Here is a 25,173-nt window from a genome sequence, read left to right as displayed (position 1 = left end):
GAGCCTCGGCAACGGGCCGTCGCGCGCTTTCCAAAGCGCGTCCGGGCCGTCCACGCCGACCGACCTCTGCCCCCCAGGCCACATGGCCTCTTTCACCTACCCGACGGGGATGTCCTCCCCGCCGGGCGAGGGCATCCCCTTCTTCATCAAGAGTCGAGCATGTCCTCTACCCTTTGGGCCGACGCGCCCACACCGGTCCTTGCGACCGAGCAGTTCCCCCGCATCCTGGCCGCCGTGATCGCGGCCGATCCGCGCGACCGCAGTGTCCTGCGGATCTTCGGCATCCCGACATCCGTCGAGACCGAGCACACCCCGGGCGCCCGCCCGCAGATCGCCCTGAAGCTCTATGAAGGGTTGATCCAGGCGGTGCTGGACAGCGGCGTGATCTATTCGCTGCGCAACGTCCGGGTCGCCGACGACTTCTACGTCGAGTACCTCCGCGAGCAACGCAGCCTGTGGCTGAAGTACCAGCAGATCCTCGGTTCGCGCCTGCTGATCCGGATGACGGATGAACAGGCCGAATCGTTCGAAGAGACGGTCCGGCAATTGCAGGCACCCGAGCCCGCGAAAGCCGCAGAGACGGAGCCTGCATCGCTGCAAGGCGAGATGGCCCTGCTGCGGGCCAAGGGGCAGCGCATCGAGCTGCCCGCCCGGCGTCTGCAGCACTACGCGCACATCAAGACGCTGATCCTGAACGCCGGCGGCGTCTACAGCCGCAATGGCTTTCAGTTCGGCGCGGCGATCGACGTGACCCAGGTGCTGAACCGTCTGCGGGGTGGCGAAAAGCCCAACCCCAAGAAGGATCGGCAGGCCTTCTACACCCCGGAAGATGTCGCCGCCGAGACGGTGGCCTGGGCGATGGAATGCCTGGGCGATTTGACCGGCAAGCGGATGCTCGAACCTTCCGCAGGGGAAGGCGCACTGGCCGAACCGGCCCGAGCCGCCGACGCCAAGGTGATCGCCGTGGAGATCAATGGCCCGAGCGCGCAGATCCTGCGCGACAAGGGTTTCGAGGTAATAGAGCGGGATTTCCTGTCCCTGAGCCTGGCCGACATCGGTCTCTTCGATGTGGTCATTGCCAACCCACCGTTCAGCAAGGATCAGGACATCACCCATGTGATCCACATGTGGCGCTTCCTGCGTCCTGGCGGCGTGCTGGTCAGCCTCACCTCGCCGGGATGGCGCACCGGGCGCACGAAAGCGCAGCGCAACTTCCGCGCCTTCGTGGACAACATCGGCGCCGAAGTCGAAGCCTTGCCGGCCGGTGCCTTCAAGGCTTCGGGCACGAAGGTCTCGGTGCTGCGCCTGCGCGCCGTCAAGCAGGTCGAGGGCGCGCTTCAAGGCAGCCATCGGCAAGGATGAGGTGCGCCATGGCGAACATCACCCTCAATGCCGAGCGGCAGCTCTACGTGCTCGACCACGGCCACGGCTACACGTGCTTCGGCTTCGCCAACGCGCGTGACCATGCCAAACAGATGGCCGAGCGGCTGAAGCGCCCCGAGCTGGCCTTTGGCGAAACGGACTTCGGCGCTCTCAGCGGCTACCAGAAGTACCTGGCCGCCGTCGACGCCTGGGGCCAATCGGCCCTGAGCCGCAAGACCTACTTCGACCCGGCAACCGATCCCAAGGCCGCCCGGGTTCTGGAGCGGTGCCGCGAGAACGGCGCCAAGGTCCGCCTGATCCAGGGCGACACCGAGACGGGCCGGACCTGGCTCGATGAGCATGACGTGGTCGGCCGGATCGGCCGCTCGACGGGCACGCTCAAGGTGCCGCTCCTGGTCGAGCCCGGCGCCGATGGCGGAACCGCCATCCTGTCGGCGTGCCTGCTGGCCATCGTCGATTGGCGGAGCGGGGAGTTTCTCTTTCGTCATGCCCGCTACCGTGCGCCGGATCTGCTGATCCGGCCCAGCGACGACGCCGAGCGCCCGTGGGATGTGCTGCACGACGAACGGGTCGTGGCGCGCTTCCAGGATATCGGCAAGGCCGGCGCCTACGTCGCCTTCATGCGCGGCGAGACGATCGAACCGCGCATCTTCCAGTAATCCCTGTCCGTCCGTGTGACGGGCAGTTCTTGCGCAGTGCCCCGAGCGGGCGCTGCGCCCAGGAGGACTCTCATGACCCCGTTCCACAACCCGGACGTCGCGGCGCGGCGTCCGGCCGAGATGAACCTCGAGACTTTCGAGCGCGGGCCGCTGCTGCGGCAATTTCGGCTCCTTGCTGCAACCGCCGATTCGGAACCGCGTCCGACTGGCCACGCCTCACTCTGAGTCACAACTTTGACTCTTCTGCAGCCCCGATCACCATGACAGGTGATCGGGGCTGTTTTTTGGGAAGCCAGACATCCCTGATCCGGCATGGCGAGCACCCGCACCGGCACCTCAGCCGCCACCCGAAAAGCCCCTCGCCAGCGGTCTCCTGCGGATGGCACCCGCGCCATGGCATCACACAGGCCAGCCGCTCAGCGCGAGACTTCGTCATCACCCCGGCTTCATCAACGAAGCCATTCCGGTCCCTCCGGCGTCGCGGTCGACACCCGCCCTTTCCGCCCTTGCGCATGCAACGGGCACCCTCCCATCCATTCGGGACACCGATCCCGAGGGAGGTTCGGTGTCCCTCTTTTCAGGAGAACACCATGAGCACGCTTCACATGGATCTTTGGACGATGCTGAACGCATCGATCCGCCACATCGGCAAGACAACGTTGCGCGCCATTGCCGCGAGTTCAGCGCCGAAAGCGCACTCGAGCAATGACGCCAATGGCACGGAATTCGACGCGCGCCAGCTCAGCCGTGCAGGTCTGCTGCGCGAACTGCTGGCGCCGGTGTCGTCCGTCAGCCAGGACGAGATCTACCGGGTGTGCGACGTCGATTCGAGTCGAGCCCTGCCCGCCTCACTGGAGACCACGGTTGCTCGACGTCTGCAAGCAGCGCGCGAACTGCTCTGCCGCGACATGCTGGACGATCTGCGGGGCCGCCCCGTGATGGATTCACCCAGGCTGCTGGCCGAATGGCTGCGCCTGCACTGCGCTGCCCTCGACTACGAGGTCTTCCTCGTCATCTACCTGGATGCGCAGCACCGGCTGATCACCATCGAACAGCTCTTTCGGGGGACGCTGACCCAGACCTCGGTCTACCCCCGCGAAGTGGTCAAGGCTGCGCTCGCCCATCACACTGCTGCGGTCGCTTTCGCGCACAACCACCCCAGTGGCAGTACAGAGCCCAGCACGGCGGATCAGCGGCTCACCCAGCAGCTCAAGACCAGCCTGGCACTCGTCGACGTCCAGGTCATCGACCACTTCATCGTGGCCGGCGACCAGCACTACTCGTTCGCCGAACACGGGTTGATCTGAGCATGGGCACGAGAAGACCCCCGACCTGCCCGCTGTGCCAGGGGCCAGGCATTGCCCTCGGCAGCCTTGGCCGCCTGCACTGGTACCGCTGTCGCCACTGCGGCATGGATTTCAGCCGGGCTGCACGCCCGAAGAAGCCGCACACGCCCGCCGTTCAACCGGCACGCCCAACCATCCAGGAGCATCAAGCATGAGCCGACACCTCACCCGATCCCGCCACGGCGGCCTGCCCGTCCTGGTGGTCGCCGGCTACGACCGACCGCTGCGCGAACTCTTCCTCCACGTCATCCGGGAAGGCTCGGATGCTGCCCCGAGGGATGCGGCCGAGGCGTTCATCTACGACAGCCTGGATGAGCCCCAGAAGGACTGGACCGACATCAACACCTTGACCGAGACGCTGGCGCACCTGGACATCAAAGTGCCGCCAAGCGTGATCGAGCAGATCTACCTCGACCAGACCTTCAACGTCGGCAACCGTTACGTCGAGCACCCCGCCGACGAGACGGGCGACGTGGAAACCTGCGGCCCGGACTGAGCCAGCGCACAAGAATTTGCTACGCATAATTTGACAGGCTGCCTCGACGGGCCATTTCCTCCCTGTGGCCTTGCAGCCCTTTTCCCGCCTCGGTTCGCGCCGAGGCGGTTTTTTTACCGGCAAGAGTTACCACCACCCTCATTCAAGGGGTTGGAACCATACGCGAGCCCGCCAAACCGTGCCCCATTCCCACTCGCGTCCAGACAGCATCAGATCCGTGACGCCACTCAACCGGAAGATCAAGACGATCCAGCCTTGGAGCGAGATCGATTCAACTCGAACGCCTGGTACTTCTGCCGCACATGCGCATCCGAATACTCGTCATCGACCGCATCGTCGACGCTGCCGCCATTGAGTCCCTGGATGCCGTCAATGACGCCGCCCCACAACTGGCGGTCGCGTGACATCCCAATGAAGCCCAGCAGGTAGCGATCCAGATGGCCTTTGCCAGGAGATGCGATTTCCGCGCTGAGTGCAGCAAGGTAGTCGGTCTTACGTGTGCGCTGCCATTCGATGCAGAAACCCGCGCGATGGCACAGTTCGCTGTGCAGGACGAGCATCGTGCGGCCATTGCCGTCAAGGAACGGGTGGCCATAGGCAAACAGCCCCATCACTTCGCCCGGTCGCTGCCGTAGCGCCGCCTTGTCCTGCCCAATCCGCAATCCCTCCTCCACCGCCCGTCGGGCATCGAACGGGTGACAAAACAAGGTATCACCCTTGCGTATGGCAATGTCGGGGGTTGTGGCCGCTCGATCCTGTCCGGCCCAGGGGTAGAACGCTGAAAACAGGATGCGATGCACCGCGAGAAAGTCCTCGTAGCCGAGTGTCCTGCGCTTGGCCACATGACCCAGCGCCTCGTCGAGACCGGCACGAAACATGGTGTGTTCGAGCTCGCGCACGATCTGCGGATCCTTCTCACCGTATCGATTGCGCAGGTAACCCGCTTGGTCAAAATCCTTAAAGGGATCGAACACGCTGCTTGCGCTCCCTCAGGTGGTTGATCGTCAGCGCAGCGACGTCCGTCGTGGATATCTTGCCGGCACGCTTCAACGCGATCAGCAGGTCTTCAGTACTGTCCGCGCGAACATCATCCCCAGCCAGTCGGGTGACGGTTTCGGCCCACTGATCCATGGCATTGGGGGTGTAGACCACCTTGTATCGGCGAGCCAGTTCCTGCACGAAACGAGCGACATCCACCGTGGGAATTGCCAACGGTGTTGCCTTGTAGCTTCGAGGCTTGCGGCGACGGCTGCGGAACTCGACGCGCTTCCCGTCCACGATCAGTTTGCGCGAAATCCGCGGCGTGTCTGTCTCGACCACAAGTGCAGGCTCGTTAAGGCCTGCGGCGTCCCTGGGGAGCCCCTCCTCATGAAGGATGACCCCCCATTTCTGGGCGGCCTCACGAATGATCGCCTCAAGACTGCCCAGCAGGCGCACTCGCCCGGCCGGGGATTCGCGCTGGGCCTTGGCATAGATACCTGCCCCAAGACGTACCAGTTCCCCGCCGCGCAATAGAGCATCCAGGGCATGGGAGACCTGTGTCCGCCCCCCCAGCGCGGCCACGTCGGAACGCAGAACCACCGTGCCAGAACGACGCCTGATCGACTGCCGCATCCGATCTTCAAGCTTCATGTTTGGCTCCTCTTGTGTTCGCCAGAGCATTTTAACATTCAGACCAAAGAAAAGCAGCTTTCACCATACCGGACAACATCTTACAGTCGCATTCCATGCCGGACATCCGGCATCATTTGTCAGATAGAAACCCCATCCCACCCTACGAAGCAGCCGAGCTCGCCAGCACTCGATCACCCTGCGCCTGGCACAGCCCATCCAGATTGATGACCGCATCGGCCATTGACGTCAGCTCGGGCGTCTGAGAGATGTAGATCTCCCGGGCATACCCACCCAGGCGCAGCACTTCCCGCTTCATCGCCATGAACATCCGCTTGCGCGCCGGATCCAGCGCGCCGTCCGCTTCGTCGCTGAACAAAGTTCCGTAGCAGCGCCCGCTGTTCTGGCCGAGGTACAAGGCCACGGCACGCACCAGACACTCGTTCACCCAGACCCTCTCGCCGCCGCTCATCTGCTCCACCCGTTTGCTCTGTCCCGATTCACCGTCGTGGACTTCGATGGCAAAGCCCTCACGCTGCTCGCCCTTGCGCGTTTCGAGCTGCGTCAGCAACGACACCGTGAAACGCGGCCCGTAGCAGGCCAGAAGCAGGTCGTTGGCCAGCCCCGCCAGCGTAGGGCCAGCGTCGTCGATCGCCAGCGCAATCACGCCGTCGTTGCTCAGGCACTTGGCCAGCAGGTTCCAGCTTCCCAATTGCGACTCCACCAGAGCGACGCGCGCCGCCAGCTGGTGACGTTCGCTCCGGCGCTCACGCAGCTGACGATCCAGCGCTACCTTGACCTCGACATCGCGGATCGCCTGCAAATGCGCGCGCTCGGCTTCGACGGCCGCTGTTTGCGCTCCCGCTACCGCACGCTCCGCTGCTGTCAGCCGCTGCTCGTCGAACGCCGGGGGCAAAGCGGCCAGTGCCGCATCCAGCCTGTCGAGCGACTGCCGGTAGTACTTGGCCTGCTGTTCCTGCTGGGCCGCGAGCGCCTCCAGAACCTTGGCAATGTCACCGCGCTCGGTGACTTCTTCCGGGGTTTCATCCTTCCCGTCGTCGCTACCCCCCACCTGCAAGCCGGCCAGCTCGCCATCGATCTCTTCGCAGCGCAGGCGGGCCTGGCGAAGCTCTCCGGCCCGTTCCGCCAAACGGCCGCACTGCTCCGCCCGGCCGCGGGCCACCGATTCCCGCCACTCGGCCCAGGCCAGGGCCTGCGGCCCGCTCTCGAGGTCACGCCGCTGGGCCGCCAGCGCCGCCTCCTGCCGCCGCGTGGCCGCCCGATCATCGGCAAGACGCCGGATCGCGCCCTGGGCACTCGGCATCAGCGCCTGCGCCTCCCTGGCGTCACCCAGCAGCTTGCATTGCCCTTGCAGATCGGTCCCGGCGCAGGGCACCTCCCGCGTCAGGCCGATTCGGCGCGCCAGGTCTTCGGCCCGCAGGGCGGCCTGCCCGGCTTCACGCTCGATCGCCTTGGCGCGAACGCCTGCCGCCTCCAACGCGCTGTCGCAGCGGGCCAAGGCCTGGACCTGCTCACGGGCTGCCCGCACCCGTTCGCCATGCGCCGCCGCCACAGCTTCGGCAAGCTCCAGACGCCGGACGGCCCGCTGCACGCCCGCCTCGTGCGCCAGAACCGCATCGCACTGCTGCCGCTGGCGCGCCAGGGCCTGCACCCGCGATGCACGCTGTGTCCGGCGGGTCGCGGCACGTTGTTCGAGCCGCTCCAGCCGCTGTTGCTGGCATTTCTTCTGGGAGGCGATGGCTTCGATGGCCTCTTTGCCGGTGCGGATCAGCGCTGTGCGCTCGCTGCTCATCCGACTGCGCACCGTCTCCGTGCCGCGCGCCTGCTCCCGCACTGCGCGCTGCTGCGCCAGGCGTTCGCGTGCGGCCTCCAGGGTCGTTTGCGCCGCCTTCAGGGTGCCGGCGAGTTCGACCACCCGCTTCGGCGCTTCTTCCAGGCGCTGCCGCTCGCCATCCTGGCGGCCGATCTGCTCGTCGAGCGTGGCCTGTTGCTGGCGCATGGACACCAGACCGGCTTTCAGCAGATCGGCCACCTGCGCGGCCTTCTTGCCTTCGTTGCGGATCTCTTCCTGTCCCAGCAGGTCGGCCAGCAAAGTCTTGATCTCGCCGTTCTGGTAGCTGCTGAGCTGCCGCTTGCCCTGGGCGCTGAATGCGGACGTGAAGAAGGTCTCCGCGCTGCCCAGCAAGTATTCGACGCACCGCACATAGGTGCCGGTCTTGCCGTCCGAGACCGTTCCATCTGGCAACTGCACGGGCCGCCAGCGCCCCTCGTCGTCGGCCTCGAACAGGAAGGCATCGGTGGCCCGCCGCCCATTGCTGCGGATCACGACCTGCGAGCGGTAACGCCGCCCCTCGTGCAGCCACAGCAGATCCTTCTCGGCCTCAGGCAGGCACACATGGTCGTAGTAGGAAAAGCCCCCGACGCCAGCCGCCCGCGACGGCATGACGAGGAAGGGGTGCAGGTTGTCGAGAATGGTGCTCTTGCCCCGGCCATTGGCGCCGGCCAGTGCCACGAGTTCGGCATCGCCGGCAAGACGTTCCAGGTCGAGGGTCAGCACATCCATGCCGAGGCCATCGCGGATACCGCGAAAGCCTTTGAGGGTCAGCGAGAGGGGATACATGGCATCGGGCTCCAAGGATCAGAGCCTTCAGCTTGCCCCCTGTTCAACGCGGTTCAAGGGTCTGGCTTCGCCACGGTCTTCGAATCAGCCATGGCTCTGGAGCCCCAGAGCCAGACGGCGCCCGGAAACATCGCGACATGCTTGCGCCTGGCGCTGCTTGGAAGGCGAGCCAGCCCCCTTTGCGCCCGGGATGTATATTGATTTTGTCGCAAAAGCGGTTTTTATAGCAAAATAGAACAACCCATAGCGAAATGGTTGACCATGTCCGACACCTTATTGGGCTTCCACCGACTCGCTGAGATGCATGGCATCCAGCTGGTGCAGCCGCTGTTCACCCGCAGCCGGCTGGGGCCGGTGCGCCAGCGCGAGACGGCCAATGGCCAGGAAACCCGCATCTGGACGGCCCAGTACCAGCCCGTGGACAACTTTCGGGGGCACTTCGAGTTCGGCCTGAAGTATGAGCGGCTCAGCTTCGAGTTCTTCTCGCGCCTGTTCGATCGCCTTGACCCGGAAGAGGTGGCGTCATGGGTGAGAGACGAGCCTACCGGCAGCTACGCCCGGCGAGCGGCGTTCTTCTACGAATGGTTCACCGGCCGGCAACTCGCCGTGCCGGACACAGCGCCCAACGTGGGCTATGTCGATGCGATCGACGCCAGCCTGTATCTGGCGGCTCGGCGGCCAGATCGCATGCGGCGCTGGCGCGTCAACAACAACCTGCCGGGCTCACGCGAGTTCTGCCCGATGGTTTTTCTCGGTGCCCCCGAGCAACGCGAATGGCTCTACGACCTGGCAGCCGGCGTGCAGTCCCTGGATGACACCTACGGACCGGAATTGCTGCTGCGCAGCGCGGCGTGGCTCACGTTCAAGGAGTCCCGGGCCAGTTTCGCCATCGAGCACGAGGCGGACAAGCAGGACCGGGTGAAACGTTTCGCGGCAGCCATCAGTACGTACAGCGGGCGGATGAACGATCCGATGGCACCGGAGCAGCTTCTCAAGTTGCAGCAAACCGTGCTCGGCGAAGCTGCGTTGCGGGTTGGCATCCGACAATCGCCAGTGTTCGTCGGGGAACGCAGCTTCATCAACGAGATCGTCCACTACGTCGCACCGTCCGAGGAATGGGTCGATGGCATGCTCGACGCCTTGCGCGGGTTCGAAACGCGCACGCAAGGCACCAACGCCGTGGCACGCGCCGCAGCCGTGTCGTTCGCCTTCGTCTACCTGCACCCGCTTGCGGATGGCAATGGCCGGATCCACCGCTTCCTGATCAACCACCTGCTCGCGGCCGACAAGGTGGTACCGGCCAACATCATCGTGCCGGTGTCGGCGACGATCGCAGGCTCAGCCAAGGGGCGCGCCGATTACGACCAGGCCCTGGAAGGGTTTTCGCGTCCTTTCATGCAGGTCTACACCGATGGCTATCGTTTCGGGACAAGGCGGGTCTGCCCTGACGGGGTCGAAACCAATTTCGAGTTCCTCCGCTCGGAGGATGCGCAACACGCCTGGCGCTATCTCGATCTAACCGAGCAGGTGCGCTACCTGAGCGGGGTACTTCGCCAGACGGTCGAACAGGAAATGGCGCAGGAAGCCCTGACGCTGCGCCAGTACGACGATGCGCGGGAGGCGATCAAGAACTTCGTGGAGATGCCGGACCCGGATGCGGACCGCATCATCCGATCGCTGAAGGAAAGTGGCTGGCAGGTCAGCAACAAGCTGCGCAAGACCTTGCCTCAAGTCTTCGCCGAAGAGGGTGCCTTCTACGGCAGGCACGCGCAGATCATCGCAGCGGTGCGAGCGGTGTTCGAAGACGAACAACAGGAACGTGAGGGAGCGTAGACGGTGCGGGCGCCGTGAGGCACCGACGTCTTCCGGCAGGCTGCCCCTCGGGTCAATCTGGCCTGCTTCTCCAACTCGACGCGATGGACTTGCTCCCAGGGATAAGAGAACGCGGCCCAGGTGGGCCGCCCCGACTACGACGAGCAGTCCCTGCTCGAATGCAAGGTGTTCAAGCGCATGCTCGAACGCCTGCACCCTGTGCCCGCCGAGGCCCTGTCCAGCCTGATCGTGAAGTCCTTTCCCCACGATTTCGGCAGCTACCGCGAAGTCTGCGTGCGTTACGAAGACACCGACCCGGTGGCCGCCGGCTACGCCTTCAACCTAGAGCGTGACACGCCCGAGCAATGGGATGCCATCGCGCGCTACGAGCTGATCTGGTTCGAGCGCCTGAACGTCCTGAACCGCGCCGTGCGCAAGGGTGAGATGGCGCCGGACGAAGTCCCGGCACCTTACCGCGCTCAGCAACTGCCGGCACTGCCTGCCGAACACACGTTCAGCCAGCTGCTCGCTGCCTTCCCGCTCTGATTTTTCCGCCTGGGTGCGGCAAACGGGTCAGTAGCCCTTGCTGTGGTGTTTCGGACCCGCCGCCAAGCCATACGAATCATGGGGATCGGTGGGGTCGTTACGTTGCCTGGTGGCAATAAACGGCGAAATCCCAGTGCTTGCGAGGCGACTTCCGTGGGCCCTTCCACCCCATGCTCTTGAGATATCTCGCGATGAACCAGTTCAGGGAACCATGCCCGACAAGGAGAACCGTACCATGCAGGGATGCCAGGTCCGCCAACCGCTCGGCACATGCACGGGCTCGCTCCCTCGCCTCCTTGAATGGCTCGGCATTTGCTGAATATCCGACCGCCCACATCAGTCTGAACAGAACCGACCATACCGCCAAGCCCAGGCGCGGGAAGCGCCAGTTCGCATAGGGCATGCCCATTTCCCGGAACAGTGGCTCGCAGGCGCCGATATTCTCCATGCCCAGAGCTCTGGCCGACTCCAGCGAGCGAGGAAGGCTGCTGCACACGACGAACGCGCAACCTCTTGCCTGTTCGATTGCCGCCTGAGGCGGCCGATGCCGCGCGTCGATGCCGACGGCATCGTACTCGGAAACCCAGACTCCGAAATCTGTGGCGTTTACCCGTCGATCCCTGTCGATCATCGGCAGCCCATGCCTCAGCAACACAATCTGTACCGGACGACTTGCCTGCACACTATCCCCTTGAATGATCTTTGCTTGACCACAACGAGCGGTCCCCTTCCTCTTCCCAGAGGTTGCGCGGCTTACGAATCGATCACATAGCTGCGCGCACGGTATGCAGCAAACATACCAAGAAGATCAGCCGGGATCAACAGCCCAGCCAAGACAGCCGGCCACACAGGATGTGCCATATTGCGAGAAAGACCATCCGTAAGCCCCTTCTCCCTATGGACACCATTCCCCGCACCCTGCTTCATGGTTCCCACGACAGATCCATCGACCGACTCAATCCCGTTCACGGGGACGAACACGCACCCTTCGGCCCGGCCCTGTACCTGACAGAAGACCCTGACGTTGCGAACTGCTACGTCCGCGGCACCGGCGCCATCTATGCCATCGAGCTGACCGGCAACGGCCAGCTCACCATTCCGATGAATGCTGCCTGGCGAGAACTCTCCGTGGATGCAAGGCTTGCCATCAAGAAGCTATTCAAGGCAGCGGACTTGCCCATGCCAAGCGGCGTCAGCAACGCCAGGGAGATTCTGGATAGCGTCAGGCCCGCGATGGACAAGCGCCAGCGCAACGAATTTCTGGCCACCGAAGGGATATGGATGCTCTTCGGGCACATCGACGCCATGGAGGACAGCGGCCTGTGCGATCGAGCCATTCAGTACGCGCTGCTCTCCAGTTCCGCCATCGCCTCTCAGCTGCAATGGAAGAACCCACGGCACGCCACGTAATTGACGACTTCACCCCGCTTGTCTTGCCGACTGGCGACGCGGAAATCACCGAAACACTCACACGCACTCGACTTCCCTTCCCAGGACTTCGTCCGGTTGCCCGGAGCCTCCAGACTCAGGCTCTTTCGTTCCGGCAGACCTTGACAGCAGTTGCTCCGCGATCTCCGCTGGCGCACGTTCCGCCAGCGCCTCCAGGCATTCAAGAACACAAGTCGGCTCGACCCCGCTCAGATCGGCCCAGCGCCGCACCTTGTCGGCCAGCGAGGTCAACTGACTGATGCCCGGGGCGCGAGCGCGCACGATCGGCACGATCCGACCTTCGAGTTTTGTCTGCGCCGCACCGGCCAGCAGCTTGGCAATCGCAGCGCGGTCAACCGCGTGGCGATCTTCGTCGGCCACTGTCCAGCGCACGCGTACATGCGCCCCGTCGATGCTATGGCGGGCCGCAGCTTCGCGCAGCACGTCCAGGTCGGGCCGCCCTTCGAACACGATGTCGATGGTGCGGCGTGCCGGCGTCGGCACCAGCTCGCACGCCGCACCGTCAGGCGTCACTTCCCACAGCAGGAACCCCTTGTCGCCCTGCTCGCCGAAATGGAAGCGCCCGATGGAGCCCGCATACGCGATGCACTGACGGCCCTCCGGCCCCTCCTGTTCCCAGTGCTGATGCCGGTGGATGTGCCCCAGCATCACGGCCTGGGTCTCGGCGCTGAACAGCACCCCGGTGCTGAACTCATGGTCGAAGCCCGCCATCGGCACACCATGTTCGCTGACGCTGCCGAACACCGTCCCGTGCGACACGGCAATCGTCGGCACGCCATGCTCCTTTGCCCGCCGGTTGATGGGCGCGAAGCCTCGCAGCAGGAGGGCCAGGTGTTCGCCCACGGCCTGCGGCGCTTCAACTGCGCCGACGGTCGCGGCCACCACGGCCTTGTTGATGGTCGGCACGCAGGTGAGCAGCGCGCGAGCACCGGCCGGCACCATGTCGAAACGCCAGCCCGTCGAGGACATCCACCGGCCATCCCCCATCAAGACCACCTGCTCGATGCACTCGGCCACGTGAACCGAATGACGCGCCCCCAGCAGGCCGAACACGGCCAGCGTTCCGGGCGGTTCATGCGAGAAGGTTCCTTGCAGCATCAGCACCGGACAATGATCGGCCAGGCGGCGCACCTGGGCGCACAGCCGCCGCGTGGCGGGCTCGTGCAGGTTCAGACCGTGGTCGGTTGCGTCCCCTGAGATGACGGCCGCCTCGACGCCCTCGGCGATCGCACGGTCGATGGCTGCGCCAAAGCAACGGTCTGCTTCTTCCAGCGTCGCCGCGCCGTAGTGCAGATCGGAGAAGTGCGCGATACGCATGCTCATTCCCTCCCCGCCAGCGCCCCCACGGCGCAGTCGATCTTGTCCGCGTAGCCCTCTGCGTCATTCGCATAACGCTCGACCTCATCCCAGGCTCGGCCGCGGCCATGCGGATTGATCTTCCAGCCCCGGCCCCAACGCCGATCCGCGTAGCGCTGGAAGCTCTCGCGATTCACACCCATGGCCTCGACACGGTGCAGCAGTTGCTCCAGCGTGGGATGGCCCGGACGCATGGGTGGCTCTTCTTCGGCGTGGCTCGGCTGAACGTCTGACACCGCCGCGCTCGCATCTTGCGCGTGGGCTCGGGATGCCGCGCCTTCCAGCACTTGCTCGGCCACCGACGCCTGCATGATGGCCGCCTCGTCATCGTCACCGTCGCGCAGCAACGCTGTGACGTCGATCGGCGCCTCCAGCTCGATGATCCACTGAGGGACACGCACAGGCCGCCCCGTCTCGTCGATGTGCGGCACATCGCGCAGCACCTTGGTCAGATAGAAGGTCTCGCGTGCGCGGCCCAGGAAGCCCGAGATCCGCCCGCCGCGCATGTGGCCGATGGCCTGGAAGCGCTGGATCGCGTTGGACATGGCGTAGAAGCTGGTGGTGGGCAACTCCAGCGCGCTGATCGTGCGGATGCCCGGAATGAAGAACAGGAAGCGGCCGGTCAGGTTGCACTGGCGCGCCTGGTACTCCGGGCAGGACTCGGGATCGCAGACCCCGCCATTCTCCTCGCGCAGCATGGTCTTGCGACCGCCGAAGATGCGGATCGTGCGGCGGCCCGTGTTGTCCGTCGGGATCGGCGCGTGGCTCATGCAATGGCGCGTCAGGCCATCGGCCGAATACTGCGACCAGAAGCGCTTCTCATGCGTGCCCCAAGCCGCCATTTCATGCGGCATCACGCTCTGCCAGTGGTCGGCCGGGAACACGACGGGGAAGCGGTACAGGCGCCGCCCCTGGCCGCGGTCTTCGCCGTAGGCGTCGACGATCTGTCGCGCGACCTCGGGATTCGGGAAATCGGCCGCACGCACGGTGAACCAAGGCAGGTTGCGCGGCACCAGCGGCGACTTCAGCTGCGGCAGCGCCTCTTTCAGGAGGCGTTCGATCTGCTCGAACGAGTGGCCATCGGCCACGCCCTGCTTGTAGATTTCCTTGGCCTGAGGCACCTCGGCCGCACGCTTGGTGAGCACCATGATCCCCGGCCGGATCTTGCCGCCGGTGGGGATGCGGGCCGGCCCCTGGCCCAGCAGTGTAGGTAGTGCGGGCACGCCGCCTTGGACAGTGACGATCGCGTTCGCCATGGTTCGCTCCTTCATGAATGCCGGCTCATGCCGACGATTCATGTTCTCAGCGGACCCTCGCTGTTCAAGTGGCCGCGCGGCGGCGCTTGCGCCGCTGGAAGTCAGGCGGGACTACAGTGCCGTGACAGCGGTGCAAAGCGCGAAGGATGTCACCCGTGGTGTCAGCGTTCGCGTCGCCAGATCCCGATGAAGTCTCGGCTTCCGTTCACAGCACGCGAGTAGAGCCACGGCGGTGTCAGCTTCTCGTGGGGCAGCGACCAGATCGGCTTGGGGGCGTGGACATGCTCGTTGCCGACGAAGATGTACTCGTCGCACGAGGCGATGATCGCCTCCTCGTCAACCCCGCTCGAGCCGCCCCCCGCATGAGGCCGACCAGGATCGAAGCGATGGGTCACCCAGCACGCAATGACGACATCGGGGCGGTACTGTTCAACCGCTGCGGCGGCATCCAGCTTCTCCACGTGCTCGCCATAGGGCACCGTGGGTTGGCGAAGGGCCGCATAGTGCGACTTCACCCGCTCATCCTCCTGCTGCCGGTTGTCCGTGGCGGGGATCGCCAGCGCTTTCGCGAGCGCGCCGTGCCCTGCACCGATCTCGATAGCCCGCCTGCCACGGATGCGCTCGCGCAGGAACGAACACAGTTCCTCGGTCGGGAAGCTGTACAGGCCGTGACGCACGCCGAAGAGCAGCCGTTCCTGCGGCGTGGTGTCCTCCAGAACGCTGGACGGGATCACACGAAGGCAGCGTTGCTCGTCCAGCAGCAATCCGGAAATGTCCCGCACCTCGGCCGGATCAAGGATATGAGCGTCCATGGGGGGGATTTTCGCAGCTGACTAGCGCAATGCCCGTTGCCCTCACGCTCTGATGGCGGCCGCAAGGCAGGCGGCAGGCAAGTGAGCCTCGTCCAAAACGCAACTGCGCTTTGGTGAGCGTGCTGGCGAGTCTCACTGCAGACCTGGATATTGCCTTTCCGCCGGACCTGCGTGCCGAACATGCCATGCCTTTGCCCGCTGCTGTGCAGACCACATTGCCCGGTAGCGTCCCTGCTGCGCGATGAGTTCATCGTGCCGACCTTTCTGCACGAGCCGGCCGTCGTCGATGACCAGGACCCGGTCGGCTGCCGCGATTGTGGAAAGCCGGTGGGCGATGACGATGACCGTACGGCTCTCCACCAGCGCGTCGATGGCCTGCTGCACGGCCAATTCGCTCTCGGTATCGAGCGCCGCGGTGGGCTCATCAAGGATGACGATGGGCGCGTCCTTGAGCAGGGCGCGGGCGATGGATATGCGCTGGCGTTCGCCGCCGGACAGGCGCGCGCCGATGTCGCCCAGGCGCGTATCCCAGCCCTGTGGCAGGCGTTCGATGAAGTCCAGGCATTGCGCAGCGCGAGCGGCCTCGCGCACCGCCTCGTCGCTTGCATCGGGGCGAGCCATGTGGATGTTGGCGATGACGGTGTCGTCGAACAGGTAGACGTCCTGGAACACGGTGGAGATGAGGCCGTTGAGTACGTCGGGCGTCATCTCGCGCAGGTCGACGCCGCCGATGAGAACGCGACCCGCTTGGGGGTCGGCGTGGCGCATCAGCAGACGGGTAATGGTGGTCTTGCCCGAACCCGAGGGGCCCACCAGCGCGGTCATGCCGCGCTCGGGCAGATCGGCGCTGAAGTCGCAGAGAACAGGCGCGTCGCAGGCCGGATCCTGGCCGGCGTAATGGAAGCGTACGCCTTCGAACTGCACACCGAAGCTCGTGGGCGTGCGCACCGGCACGCGCTGCGGCAGCGGGGACACGGCCAGCAGCGCCTCGATGCGGTCGAGCGCCACCTCGACCAGCTCGACGATGTTGGTGTAGCTGAGGAAATTGGCCAGCGGCTCAGAGAAGCGTACCAGCACGACCAGCCATGCGGCCAGCAGGGCCGGCTCCAGCGTACCTGTGGCGACCCAGCTCGCGCCCGGTGCAGCCGTAGCGAGCAGGCCGAGTTCGACCACGCTGGCAAAAATCATCTTCGGCCCAGCGGCCTTGCGCTGGCCGATGGTCTGCACGCGCTCGACCTGCGCAAACGAGGCCTGCAGCGCGACGGCCTTTTCACCCTCGCAACGCGCGGCGCGCAGTACCGGCAGGCCCTGTGTGTATTCGACGATGTCGGCGTTGGCGCGGCGGTGGGCGTCTTCCAGCGCGCGCATGCCGCGCGCTTGGTAGGGGCGGCGCCAGCGGTACAGCACGACGACCGGCGGGTAGACCAGCAGCAGCGCGAGCCCCAGACGCCACTCCACGAACATTAGTGCCAACGCCAGCACCGGCGGCATCACCAACACCTGCGCGATCAAGTTGGCAACGGTCAGGGTGTAGTTGAAGTTCTCGTCCACGTTGCCCAACAGGGCTGCGTTGAGTTCACCCGCGCGCTTGTCCTGGATGGCCTCAAGCGGCATGCGGCGCAACTGCTCGCCCAGCCGCGTGCGCAGGGCGTGAGTCGCGCGTGCCATGTGGCCTTGGAAGTCGAAGCCCTGGGCGCGCCAGCGCAGCGCGGAGGCGATCAGCGCCAGCGCCATGAAGGCGAGCAGCCAGCGTGATGCGGCTGCGACGTCGGACGCGCGTTGCGCGGTTACCGACAGAGCGGCGAGCATCGGAAACACGCAGGCCAAAGCCAAGCCCTGTACGGCGGAGGCAGCCACCAGACCGGCGAGGCTGGCGCGCAACGCCTGCGCCTCGCCGCCGGTGCTGCGCAGCAGGCGATGCAGCAGTTGGCGCCAGGTGGCGAGGGGGGCGATGTTGGCAATGGTTGCAGTACTCATGGCAGAGCTCGGGCCGGTGTGGCGTTGAAGGGTTGGCTGGCGCGCTCGTCCACCGCAGCGTGGATATCCACGCGCGGCAGCGCCCGCCAGGCCCAGGCGATGTAGGTGGCGTAGGCAGCACCTGCAAGTCCGAAATGCGCCGCGTAGCCCAGGCGCGCCGCCGAAACGCCGGCCAGCGCGCCGAGCACGAGGCCGCCCAGGCTCTCTGCGCACATCACCAGCGTGAGGTCGGTGCCTGGCTGGCGGCCGACGACGGCACGGGTGAAGACGGTGAAGAAGCCCATCGATGCCACGCCGTCGGCCACCGCCTGCAGCGCTGGCAGCAGCACGTAGACCCAATCCCACTCGATGCCCGATGTCGGCAACCACGTGATGCCGAGGCCACCATGGATGCACACGGCCAGCAGACCGAGCAGCAGCGCCAGGCACAGGCCTGCACCGGCCGCCACACCGCGCGCGGACAGCCCCTTGCGGCCAAGCAGCCAGGCGCCCAGCGGAGCGCCCACCAGTCCCCACAGCCCCAGGTTCACCGCGGTCATGATGCCCACCTGCTCCAGCGTGACGCCGTGGTCTATCCAGAAGCTCTTGACCATGGATTCGCTGGCGGCGCTGGCGCTCTTGAACAACAGGGCCAGCGCAAGCAGCGTCCAGGGGTGCGTGCGCTCGAAGAAGCCGCGCATCCGCACCCGCGCCGCATCGTCCCGGGCTCGAAGTTCGAGTGCACCATCGGGTGTCCGCGTCGCCGGCATCATCCGAATCGCCATGGCGGCCGCGACGATCATGGCCGACGCGCAGGCGAGCATGAACGTGGCCCAGCCCGCCGTGGCGCCGGCCAGCAGTAGACCGGATCCGCCCGCCAGCATGCCGCCCGTGAAACCGGCGAAGCGCAGGGTGTTGATGCGCGCGGCGCCGACTGCCCCCCGGCGGACGATGGCATGACGATCGGTGGCGACATCCTGCGTTGCGCAGGCGGCGGCCAACAGGGTCAGCAGCACCAATCCGGGCAGGAAATGCGTACGCAGATCCACCGCCGCCAGGGCGGCGTAGGCCAGGGCCGCGACAAGTTGCGTGGCGACGATGACGCGGCCGCAACCCAGCCGCACCGCCAGGCGCTCGACTGGCGCGGCCCACAGGAACTTCAGCGCCCAGGGCAGAAAGGTCAGGCTCACCAGGCCGATGGTGTCCAGCGCGGCGTCATGGCTGCGCAGCCACGCCGGCAAGCCGAGCCAAGCCAGCCCAGTGGGCAGGCCCTGGGCGAAGAACAGGACGGCCAGCAATACGTCGTCGCTGCGATGGGTCTGAGGGGCGGGAGTGGTCATGCAGGGGCCTTTGAGCCGGGAGTGGTGTGCAAGGTCCAGTGCTGGGCGCGCTCGTAGCCGGCCCACAGGCGCGCATAAACGCCTTGTCCTACGCCCATGCCCTGCCCTGCCAGCAGCGCCTCGTGCGTGCCGGATTCGGCCAGGCGGCCGCGGTCGAACACCAGGATCTGGTCGGCGTCGCGGATGGTGGCCAGGCGGTGCGCGACCATGAGCACCGTCTTGCCCTGCATCAGGGCCGACAGCGCCTGCACCAGTGCGGCCTCGTTCTCGGGATCGGCAAAGGCGGTGGCCTCGTCGAGCACGAGGATGGGCCGGTTTTGCAGAATGGCGCGGGCGATGGTGATGCGCTGGCGCTGTCCGCCCGAGAGGAACACGCCACGCTCGCCGGCCGGGGTGTCGTAGCCGCGCGGCAGCGCGCTGATGAACTCATGCGCCTGCGCCGCGGTGGCCGCGGCGATCACCTCGTCCATCGTCGCATCGGGCAAGCCCAGGCGGATGTTGTCGGCGATGCTGCTGGCGAAGAGGAAGGTGTCCTGGAAGACGAAGGCCACGTGCCGCATCAAGGTGTCGGCGCTCATATCCCGCACGTCTACGCCGCCGACGAGCACCCGGCCGGCGTTCACGTCCCAGAAGCGCGGGATCAGGCGCGCCACGGTCGTCTTGCCCGCGCCCGAGGGGCCCACGAGGGCGGTGACTGTGCCCGGCGCCGCGCAAAAGCTCACGTTGCTCAAGGCGGGCTCGGTGGCATCGGCAACGTAGCTGAAGCTGACGCGTTCGAAGCGCACGCTGGCGTCTGCTGGCGTGCGCGCTTGCGCCGCCGCGGGCTGCGGCAGAACCGGCAGTTCCAGCACCTGCTGGATGCGGCGCACTGAGAGCATGGTCTTGTCCACCAGATGCATCAGCGTCATCAGCGGCAGCATGGCCTCAGCCACGCCGGCACCCAGCAGCAGCACGGCCAGCCAGGTGCCGAAATCGAGCCGACCGGCCTGGAACAGCCAGCCGCCCAGCGCCAGCAGCACGGCCAGCGTGGGCAGCGCGCTCATGGCCGCCATGCCGAAACGGGCGCTGAATGCCACGCCCGCGTACCAACGCACGAGGACGCCCAGGTAACTGTCGAGGGCGCGCTGGTAGCGGCCGAAGGTGGACTGGCCGGTATCGAAGGTGCGCACCACCGGCATGGCCTGGACGAACTCCACCACAGCGGCGCTCACCTGTTCGCGCGCCTCGTTGTACCGGCGCACCATCTCGACTCGATCACGCATGGCCAGGCTCAGCACGGCCAGGCCTGCCAGCACGACACCCAGCGCGGCCAGCGCCAGACGCCAGTCCAGCGCGAACATCAGCGCCAGGCTTGCGAGAGGCGCCACGGCGGCGCGAGCAAACAGGGGAGTGCTGTCTGCAACGAAGACATGCAGCGCATTCACGTCGTCCTGCATGACCTTGGCCAGCGCACCCGAGCCCAGGCGCTGAACCTCACCCATGGACACGCGGGCCGCATGCTCGGCCACCCGCGTGCGCAGGATCGTCTCCAGCCGGAAGGCAGCGTAGTGTGACTGGTTGAAGGCCGTGATGCGCAGCACGAGGAACAGCACCGTGCCGACCGCGGCAAGCGCCAGCCAAGGCCATGGACCTGAGTCAGTCGCTGCGAGCAGCGCGCGCACCATCCAGGCCAGCGCCCCGAGCACGACGAATTGGCACAGTGTGGCCAGCGCAGACAGGGCCATGGCGAACTGGATGCCCCTGCGCACCGGTTGCATGATCCGCCACGGGGAGGCACGCACCGATCGAGGCGTTGGTGCTGCGGTGTCACCCGCCTGCGGATCGGCTGTGGGAGGCAGTGCCGAGCGATCGGCGGTCGCGGTGTTGGACGTGTTCATGACGGACGGGCCGGTGTAGGAGCCGTTGCGGGAGCCGGCGGGGTCGACAGGCGGGGGCGCCAAGCCAGCACCACCGACGCGAGGGCGGCGACGGCGCCGACGAGCAGCGTGTCGCGCATGCCCAGCGCGTCGGTCAGCAGCGGCGCCAGCGTGGCCGAGCCCATGCTGGACAGCATGAACACGCTGAACTGCAGGCTGTAGTCGGTTCCTGCGCTGGCGGGGTGGACACGGTCCATCATCAGCGTGGCGAGCACCACGTGCAGCGGCGTGTAGCACAGGAAGTAGAGGCACACGGCCAGCGTCAGGGCAGCGTCGCTCCCGCCAACGCCGCCCCAGCCGGCCCAGGGGGCCAGCAGCGCCGCACTGCCGAAGAGATTGATGGCCGCGGCCATGACCAGTGCGCGCCGCCGCCCCCAGCGTGGCAGCAGCCAGCCGGCCGCCAGCGCCGAGCCCGCCGAGAGCAGCGAACCGGCAACGTTGGTGACCAGGCCGATGCGCTCCATGCCCCAGCCTGACGCCACCAGCAACGGCGTCACCAGGCCATAGGCCAGTCCCGACGCGAAGGGAAACAGGAGCAGCACGAACAGCCAGCCGATGCCCCCGGCATCGGGCCAGAACGTGCGCAAGCGGCCGTACAAGGTGCGCGCTGCGAGCGGCGTCAGGCGCTGCCCGGGCTCGCTCAGCCAGGCGAGCTGTGCGAGCGATACGGCCGTGCCCGCGGCGAGCCACCCCATGCACGCGCTCCAGCCGATGCTCGGGTAGGCCATCACCAACACCCCGCCGCCGAGCAGATTCCCCAGCAGGCCGCCTGCCGTCTGGATGCCATTGCCCAAACCGCGTTCGGTCTCGGGCAGCGTGCGGCAGGCAATGGCGTCGGTGGCCACATCCTGCGTCGCCGACAGCACGGCGACGAGCACGGCCAGCGCATAGACGGCGGGAAAGTCCACGACCGGATCGAGCGCCATCATGGCCAGCGGCGCGAGCACCAGCCCGGCCTGAGTGAGCAGCAGCCAGCCGCGGTAGTGGCCCAGCCGGGTCCAGCCGAAATGATCCAGCAGCGGCGCCCACAGGAGCTTGAAGGCCCAGACCGTGCCGAGCAGATAGATCAGGCTCACGCGCGACATGGAGGCACCCTGCTCCTGCAGCAGCGCAACCAGTGCCACCGACAGAAAGCCGAGCGCGAGGAACTGGGTGGTGTAGAGACTGCCCAGCAGCCACCAGGTGCCGGCCGGGGTGCGCAGGCGTGTCGTCGTCGCAAACTCGGTCATGGCAACTCCGCTCCATGGGAACTCTGGCAGTGGCGGCAGGCATGGATCTCGACCATCGGGTGATGGATGCCGGGCAGGCCGGCGAGCGCGGCCTTGTACACCTCGGTGGCGGCCGGGCCGTGACTGACCACCGAGGCTGCGAGCGTCCAGGCGCCCTGGCCCACCGACCACAGGTGCAGATCGGTCACGCGGCTGCCGGCCACCGCTTCGAGCCGGGCGCTCACCTGGCGCCGCAGTTCGGCGGGACCTTCGGCATCGAGCAGCACCGCGCCGGTCTGGCGCAGCAGTCGGACGGCCCAGCGCGCCACCACGCCCAGTGCCAGCAGCGCAATCAGTGGATCCAGCCAAGTCCAGCCCCAGGCGGCGAGCAGACCGGCGATGGCGGCCACCGACGTGACGGCATCGGCAAGCACATGCGCCAGTGCGGCACCGAGGTTGTGGTCATGCACGTGGCCGGGGTGGTCGCGAGGATCGTCGTGTCCGTGTCCGTGGTCGTGTTCATGATCGTGCGCACCGCCCAAGAGCCAAGCGGACAGCAGGTTCACCGCCAACCCCAGCACGGCCACGACCAGGGCTTCCGTCGGGCGCAGCGGTTCGGGACTCAGCAGGCGCTGCGCTGACTCGATGGCGGTCCACACCGTGGATACAGCCAGGATCAGGGCGCTGGTGTGGGCCGCCAGATCGTTGATCTTGCCGCTTCCCAGGCTCAGGCGCCGGTCACGGGCGTAGCGCCGCGACATGGCATAGGCGCCAGCCGCAAGGCCCAGTGCAACGGCGTGTCCCCCCATGTGCACCCCGTCGGCCAGCAGCGCCATGGAGCCCGTCCACCACCCGGCGGCGATCTCCAGGCCCATCACCGCGACGGTCAGCATGGCCACCATGCTGACCCGGCGCTCGGCCGGGCGTATCCCCTCCTGACCGAAGTCATGGGCGTGCGCCAAGGCATCGGCTTGCGGGCAGGTTCGGGACGCCACGGGCAGAGAACTCATGATGGCGTCGCACATCAGAAGAACTGCCAGGTGAAACCCAGCCCCACGGTCCGGCCGCGCGTCGGCATGCCCACATTGGCATTCGGGGTGAAGTAGTAGACGTACTGGTCGTAACGCTTGTCCTGCAGGTTGTCCACCCACAGATAGAGTTCGCCGGCGCCCGAGGCGATGCCGACACGCGCGTCGATCTTCTGGAAGCACGGCAGGAAGATGTGGTTCTGCGGATCGTTGGCACGCGTGCTCATGACCCGGTAGGCCAGCAGCGTTGTGAGCTGCGGCGAGGCCAGCCCCATGAAACCGGGCAGCGGCCGGGTGTAATTGACGGAGAGCTTGCCGCTCCAGCGCGGCACGTCCGGCACGCGGTTGCCGGTGGCCACGTCTCCGCCGGACACGCCCGTTACCGACCGGGTGATGGTGGCATCCGTGTAGACGGCGCCGCCCTTGAGGGTGAGACCGGGCGCCGCCCGCCACTGGCCTTCGACCTCCAGGCCCCGGGTTCGCGTATCGGCGTTGATCGCCTTGGTCGCGAAGGTGGTGTAGTCGTAGCCCAGCATGTGATCGTCGCGCACCCGGTTGAAGAAGGCGGCGGTGGTCCATGCGAGACGGCGGTCCGCACTTTCGAACTTCATGCCCAGTTCCAGGCTGTCGACCTTGGCGGCCTTGAAGGGATCGCCGTCGGCAACCTGCGAGGTCTCGTCCTGGAAACCCTTGGCCTTGTGTCCGTGGGCAAGCACGCCGTAGAGGTTGGTCTGGGGGTTCAGCGCCCAGGACAGCGCCACTCGCCCGGTCGCGTACCGGTCGTCGAGCGAGCGGCTGTCCTGAGTAGCCGGATAGCCGGTGGTGACGAAGCTGGCGTCGTATTTCTTGCGCTCCTGCGTGTAGCGCAGACCGCCGGTGAGTTTCAGCGCGGCCGCGAGCGGCACCGTGACTTCCCCATAGGCCGCCTCGCTGCGCGTCTCGAAGTCGCGCAGGTTGTCGGTCATCCCACCGACCGTGGTGTCGTACTCGCGCTTGGAGCCGTACAGATTGACGCCCGCCACCCAGAACGTCGCGGCTCCGGGCAGCGAGGACAGGCGCAGGTCCTGGTTCCACGCGGATTCGTCGCGGCGATATTGCTTGAGGTACTCGGTGGGCATCCCGAACACGGTGGCCGCCACTATGCGGTCGGCCCCCGAGGTCTGATCTTCGCGGCGCTGCTGGAATGAGGTATGAGACGTCAGCCTTGCGCTCGCCAGGTCGTGATTGATTTCCAGCGCGTGCCGGTGGCTCTTCACGTCAGCACCGAAAAGGCCGGGCGTCGCGTCCAGGCTGGGCGGATCGCCATAAGGCCGCAGCAGCATCAGGCCGACCTTGTCCTTCTGGTCCTGGTGCTCGGTGGACAGCAGCACAGATGTCGCGGCCCGCGGCTGCCACAGCACGCTGGCGCGCAGGCCGAGTTCCTTGGCCTTCATGATCGGCTTGCCGGTCTGGACGTTATGGACCACGTCGTCCGACTGCTGGCTGCGCAGCGCGATGCGCGCGCTCCAATCCTCGGCGAGCGCACCGCCCATGGCGCCCTCGATCAGCCGCTGCCCCTCCTGCCCGGCCTCGACGCGCGCATAGCCATCGGGTTCGCGGGTAGGCTTGCGCGTGACGATGTTGATGGCGCCGGCTTCGCTGTTGCGGCCGAAGAGCGTGCCCTGCGGCCCCTTGAGCACCTCGACGCGTTCCACGTCCAGCATGGGCAGCGAAGCGTTGCGCGCCGACAGCGGTGTACCGTCCAGATTGACGACAACCGAACTGTCCTCGCTGCTCACCTGGTACAGCGACCCCACGCCGCGCATGCGCACGTTGGCATCGCCGAAGCCGCCCCAGGCATTGACCTCCACGCCAGGGGTGTCGCGCAGGGCTTCTTCGAGCGTGGTGAGGCGCCGCTGCTCCAGCTCGAACCCCTGAACCGTGCTGACGCTGAACGGAACGTCCTTGGCGCGCTCGGCACCGCGCCGGGCAGTGACCGTCACCGCGGGCAAGGTCTTGTCCGGCTCGGTGGCGGGCTGGGCTTGCTCGACCACCGCGATCACGAAGCGTCCATCGTGTTCCGCGATCTGGAGGGGGTGTCCCGCAAGCAGGCGATGCAGCGCCCGCACTGGCTCGAAGCGGCCGCTCAGTGCAGCGGCCGGGGTTTCAGCCAGCCCTTGGGGCCACTGCAGCGGACGCTGAACCGGAACGCCGGCCTGTGCTTCGAACAGCTTCAGCGCGGCCTCGAGCGGCTGGGTTGGAATGTCGAAGGGCAGCTCGGCGGCCAGGCAGGTCCAATGGATCGATGCGAGTGCGACAAGTGCTGAGATGCGGTGGGCTTTGTTCGGGCGGGCTTGGAAGGGTGTCATGAGGAAAGAT

22 protein-coding genes are annotated in these 25,173 nt (G+C 66.4%); 9 read left to right on the top strand and 13 right to left on the bottom strand.

What is annotated here, in order from left to right; all coding sequences use genetic code 11:
- The first annotated feature begins 159 nt into the window (after positions 1–159).
- The 6 genes from G7047_RS02810 (at position 160) to G7047_RS02785 (ending at position 3,884) form a co-directional block, all read left to right on the top strand.
- Positions 160–1,362, top strand: a complete 1,203-nt coding sequence (locus G7047_RS02810) for a methyltransferase domain-containing protein (RefSeq protein WP_166300515.1) — start codon at positions 160–162, stop codon at positions 1,360–1,362.
- 8 nt (positions 1,363–1,370) lie between these two features.
- Positions 1,371–2,042 carry a hypothetical protein gene (locus G7047_RS02805; protein WP_166300513.1) on the top strand — a complete coding sequence of 224 codons (672 nt, stop codon included), beginning with the start codon at positions 1,371–1,373 and terminating at the stop codon, positions 2,040–2,042.
- Positions 2,043–2,114: 72 nt separating this feature from the next.
- Complete coding sequence (locus tag G7047_RS02800; protein WP_166300511.1) at positions 2,115–2,267, top strand: hypothetical protein; 153 nt, start codon at positions 2,115–2,117, stop codon at positions 2,265–2,267.
- 365 nt (positions 2,268–2,632) lie between these two features.
- Entirely contained in the window at positions 2,633–3,349 is a 717-nt protein-coding gene (locus G7047_RS31440) for a RadC family protein (RefSeq protein WP_166300509.1), read from the top strand.
- A gap of 2 nt (positions 3,350–3,351) precedes the next feature.
- A complete protein-coding gene (locus tag G7047_RS02790) occupies positions 3,352–3,543 on the top strand; it encodes a hypothetical protein (RefSeq protein WP_166300507.1) in 192 nt (63 codons plus the stop codon).
- Positions 3,540–3,884, top strand: coding sequence for a hypothetical protein (locus tag G7047_RS02785; RefSeq protein WP_166300504.1), 345 nt, complete (start codon positions 3,540–3,542; stop codon positions 3,882–3,884). Before G7047_RS02790 ends, G7047_RS02785 begins: the two co-directional genes overlap by 4 nt.
- Before the next feature lie 239 nt (positions 3,885–4,123).
- Here the strand turns inward: G7047_RS02785 and G7047_RS02780 are convergent, their stop codons facing one another.
- From G7047_RS02780 to G7047_RS02770, 3 genes are all read right to left on the bottom strand, one after another.
- Positions 4,124–4,858 (bottom strand): Fic family protein, encoded by a 735-nt coding sequence (locus tag G7047_RS02780; RefSeq protein ID WP_166300502.1) that lies wholly within the window; start codon positions 4,856–4,858, stop codon positions 4,124–4,126.
- Positions 4,842–5,516, bottom strand: coding sequence for a hypothetical protein (locus tag G7047_RS02775; RefSeq protein WP_166300500.1), 675 nt, complete (start codon positions 5,514–5,516; stop codon positions 4,842–4,844). The genes G7047_RS02780 and G7047_RS02775 overlap by 17 nt, the downstream gene beginning before the upstream one ends.
- Positions 5,517–5,658: 142 nt before the next feature.
- The gene (locus G7047_RS02770; protein ID WP_166300498.1) at positions 5,659–8,136 is read right to left on the bottom strand and encodes a DNA repair protein; all 2,478 of its coding nucleotides are present in this window, start codon (positions 8,134–8,136) and stop codon (positions 5,659–5,661) included.
- Positions 8,137–8,397: 261 nt separating this feature from the next.
- Here G7047_RS02770 and G7047_RS02765 point away from each other — a divergent pair, with 261 nt between their 5' ends.
- Positions 8,398–9,969 (top strand): Fic family protein, encoded by a 1,572-nt coding sequence (locus G7047_RS02765; RefSeq protein WP_166300496.1) that lies wholly within the window; start codon positions 8,398–8,400, stop codon positions 9,967–9,969.
- A gap of 120 nt (positions 9,970–10,089) precedes the next feature.
- Entirely contained in the window at positions 10,090–10,494 is a 405-nt protein-coding gene (locus G7047_RS02760) for a hypothetical protein (protein WP_166300493.1), read from the top strand.
- A 97-nt stretch (positions 10,495–10,591) separates the two neighbouring features.
- Here the strand turns inward: G7047_RS02760 and G7047_RS02755 are convergent, their stop codons facing one another.
- Positions 10,592–11,125, bottom strand: a complete 534-nt coding sequence (locus G7047_RS02755) for a histidine phosphatase family protein (protein WP_166300491.1) — start codon at positions 11,123–11,125, stop codon at positions 10,592–10,594.
- 266 nt (positions 11,126–11,391) lie between these two features.
- On the opposite strand from G7047_RS02755, the gene G7047_RS02750 reads away from it, so the two are divergent.
- Complete coding sequence (locus G7047_RS02750) at positions 11,392–11,904, top strand: hypothetical protein (protein WP_166300489.1); 513 nt, start codon at positions 11,392–11,394, stop codon at positions 11,902–11,904.
- Between the two features lie 57 nt (positions 11,905–11,961).
- Here G7047_RS02750 and G7047_RS02745 read toward each other — a convergent pair whose 3' ends face one another.
- The 9 genes from G7047_RS02745 to G7047_RS02705 all read right to left on the bottom strand — a co-directional run bounded on the left by G7047_RS02745 (position 11,962) and on the right by G7047_RS02705 (position 25,163).
- On the bottom strand, positions 11,962–13,260 hold the full coding sequence (locus G7047_RS02745; protein WP_166300487.1) for a metallophosphoesterase: 1,299 nt from the start codon (positions 13,258–13,260) through the stop codon (positions 11,962–11,964).
- Positions 13,261–13,262: 2 nt separating this feature from the next.
- Positions 13,263–14,555, bottom strand: a complete 1,293-nt coding sequence (locus G7047_RS02740; RefSeq protein ID WP_166300485.1) for a hypothetical protein — start codon at positions 14,553–14,555, stop codon at positions 13,263–13,265.
- A gap of 161 nt (positions 14,556–14,716) precedes the next feature.
- On the bottom strand, positions 14,717–15,367 hold the full coding sequence (locus G7047_RS02735) for a hypothetical protein (RefSeq protein WP_166300483.1): 651 nt from the start codon (positions 15,365–15,367) through the stop codon (positions 14,717–14,719).
- 132 nt (positions 15,368–15,499) lie between these two features.
- Entirely contained in the window at positions 15,500–17,344 is a 1,845-nt protein-coding gene (locus tag G7047_RS02730) for an ABC transporter ATP-binding protein (protein ID WP_166300481.1), read from the bottom strand.
- Complete coding sequence (locus G7047_RS02725; protein ID WP_166300479.1) at positions 17,341–18,663, bottom strand: hypothetical protein; 1,323 nt, start codon at positions 18,661–18,663, stop codon at positions 17,341–17,343. Before G7047_RS02725 ends, G7047_RS02730 begins: the two co-directional genes overlap by 4 nt.
- The gene (locus G7047_RS02720) at positions 18,660–20,420 is read right to left on the bottom strand and encodes an ABC transporter ATP-binding protein (protein WP_166311834.1); all 1,761 of its coding nucleotides are present in this window, start codon (positions 20,418–20,420) and stop codon (positions 18,660–18,662) included. The genes G7047_RS02725 and G7047_RS02720 overlap by 4 nt, the downstream gene beginning before the upstream one ends.
- Positions 20,421–20,536: 116 nt before the next feature.
- The gene (locus G7047_RS02715) at positions 20,537–21,808 is read right to left on the bottom strand and encodes an MFS transporter (protein ID WP_166300476.1); all 1,272 of its coding nucleotides are present in this window, start codon (positions 21,806–21,808) and stop codon (positions 20,537–20,539) included.
- Entirely contained in the window at positions 21,805–22,797 is a 993-nt protein-coding gene (gene dmeF, locus G7047_RS02710; RefSeq protein ID WP_166311833.1) for a CDF family Co(II)/Ni(II) efflux transporter DmeF, read from the bottom strand. The genes G7047_RS02715 and dmeF overlap by 4 nt, the downstream gene beginning before the upstream one ends.
- Before the next feature lie 14 nt (positions 22,798–22,811).
- Positions 22,812–25,163, bottom strand: coding sequence for a TonB-dependent receptor (locus G7047_RS02705; RefSeq protein ID WP_205904706.1), 2,352 nt, complete (start codon positions 25,161–25,163; stop codon positions 22,812–22,814).
- Between the last annotated feature and the right edge of the window lie 10 nt (positions 25,164–25,173).

Source organism: Diaphorobacter sp. HDW4A (genome assembly GCF_011305995.1).
Taxonomy (GTDB): Bacteria; Pseudomonadota; Gammaproteobacteria; order Burkholderiales; family Burkholderiaceae_C; genus Diaphorobacter_A.
The sequence above is the reverse complement of the archived record's forward strand: the minus strand, read 5'-3'. Positions and strand labels throughout refer to the sequence as shown.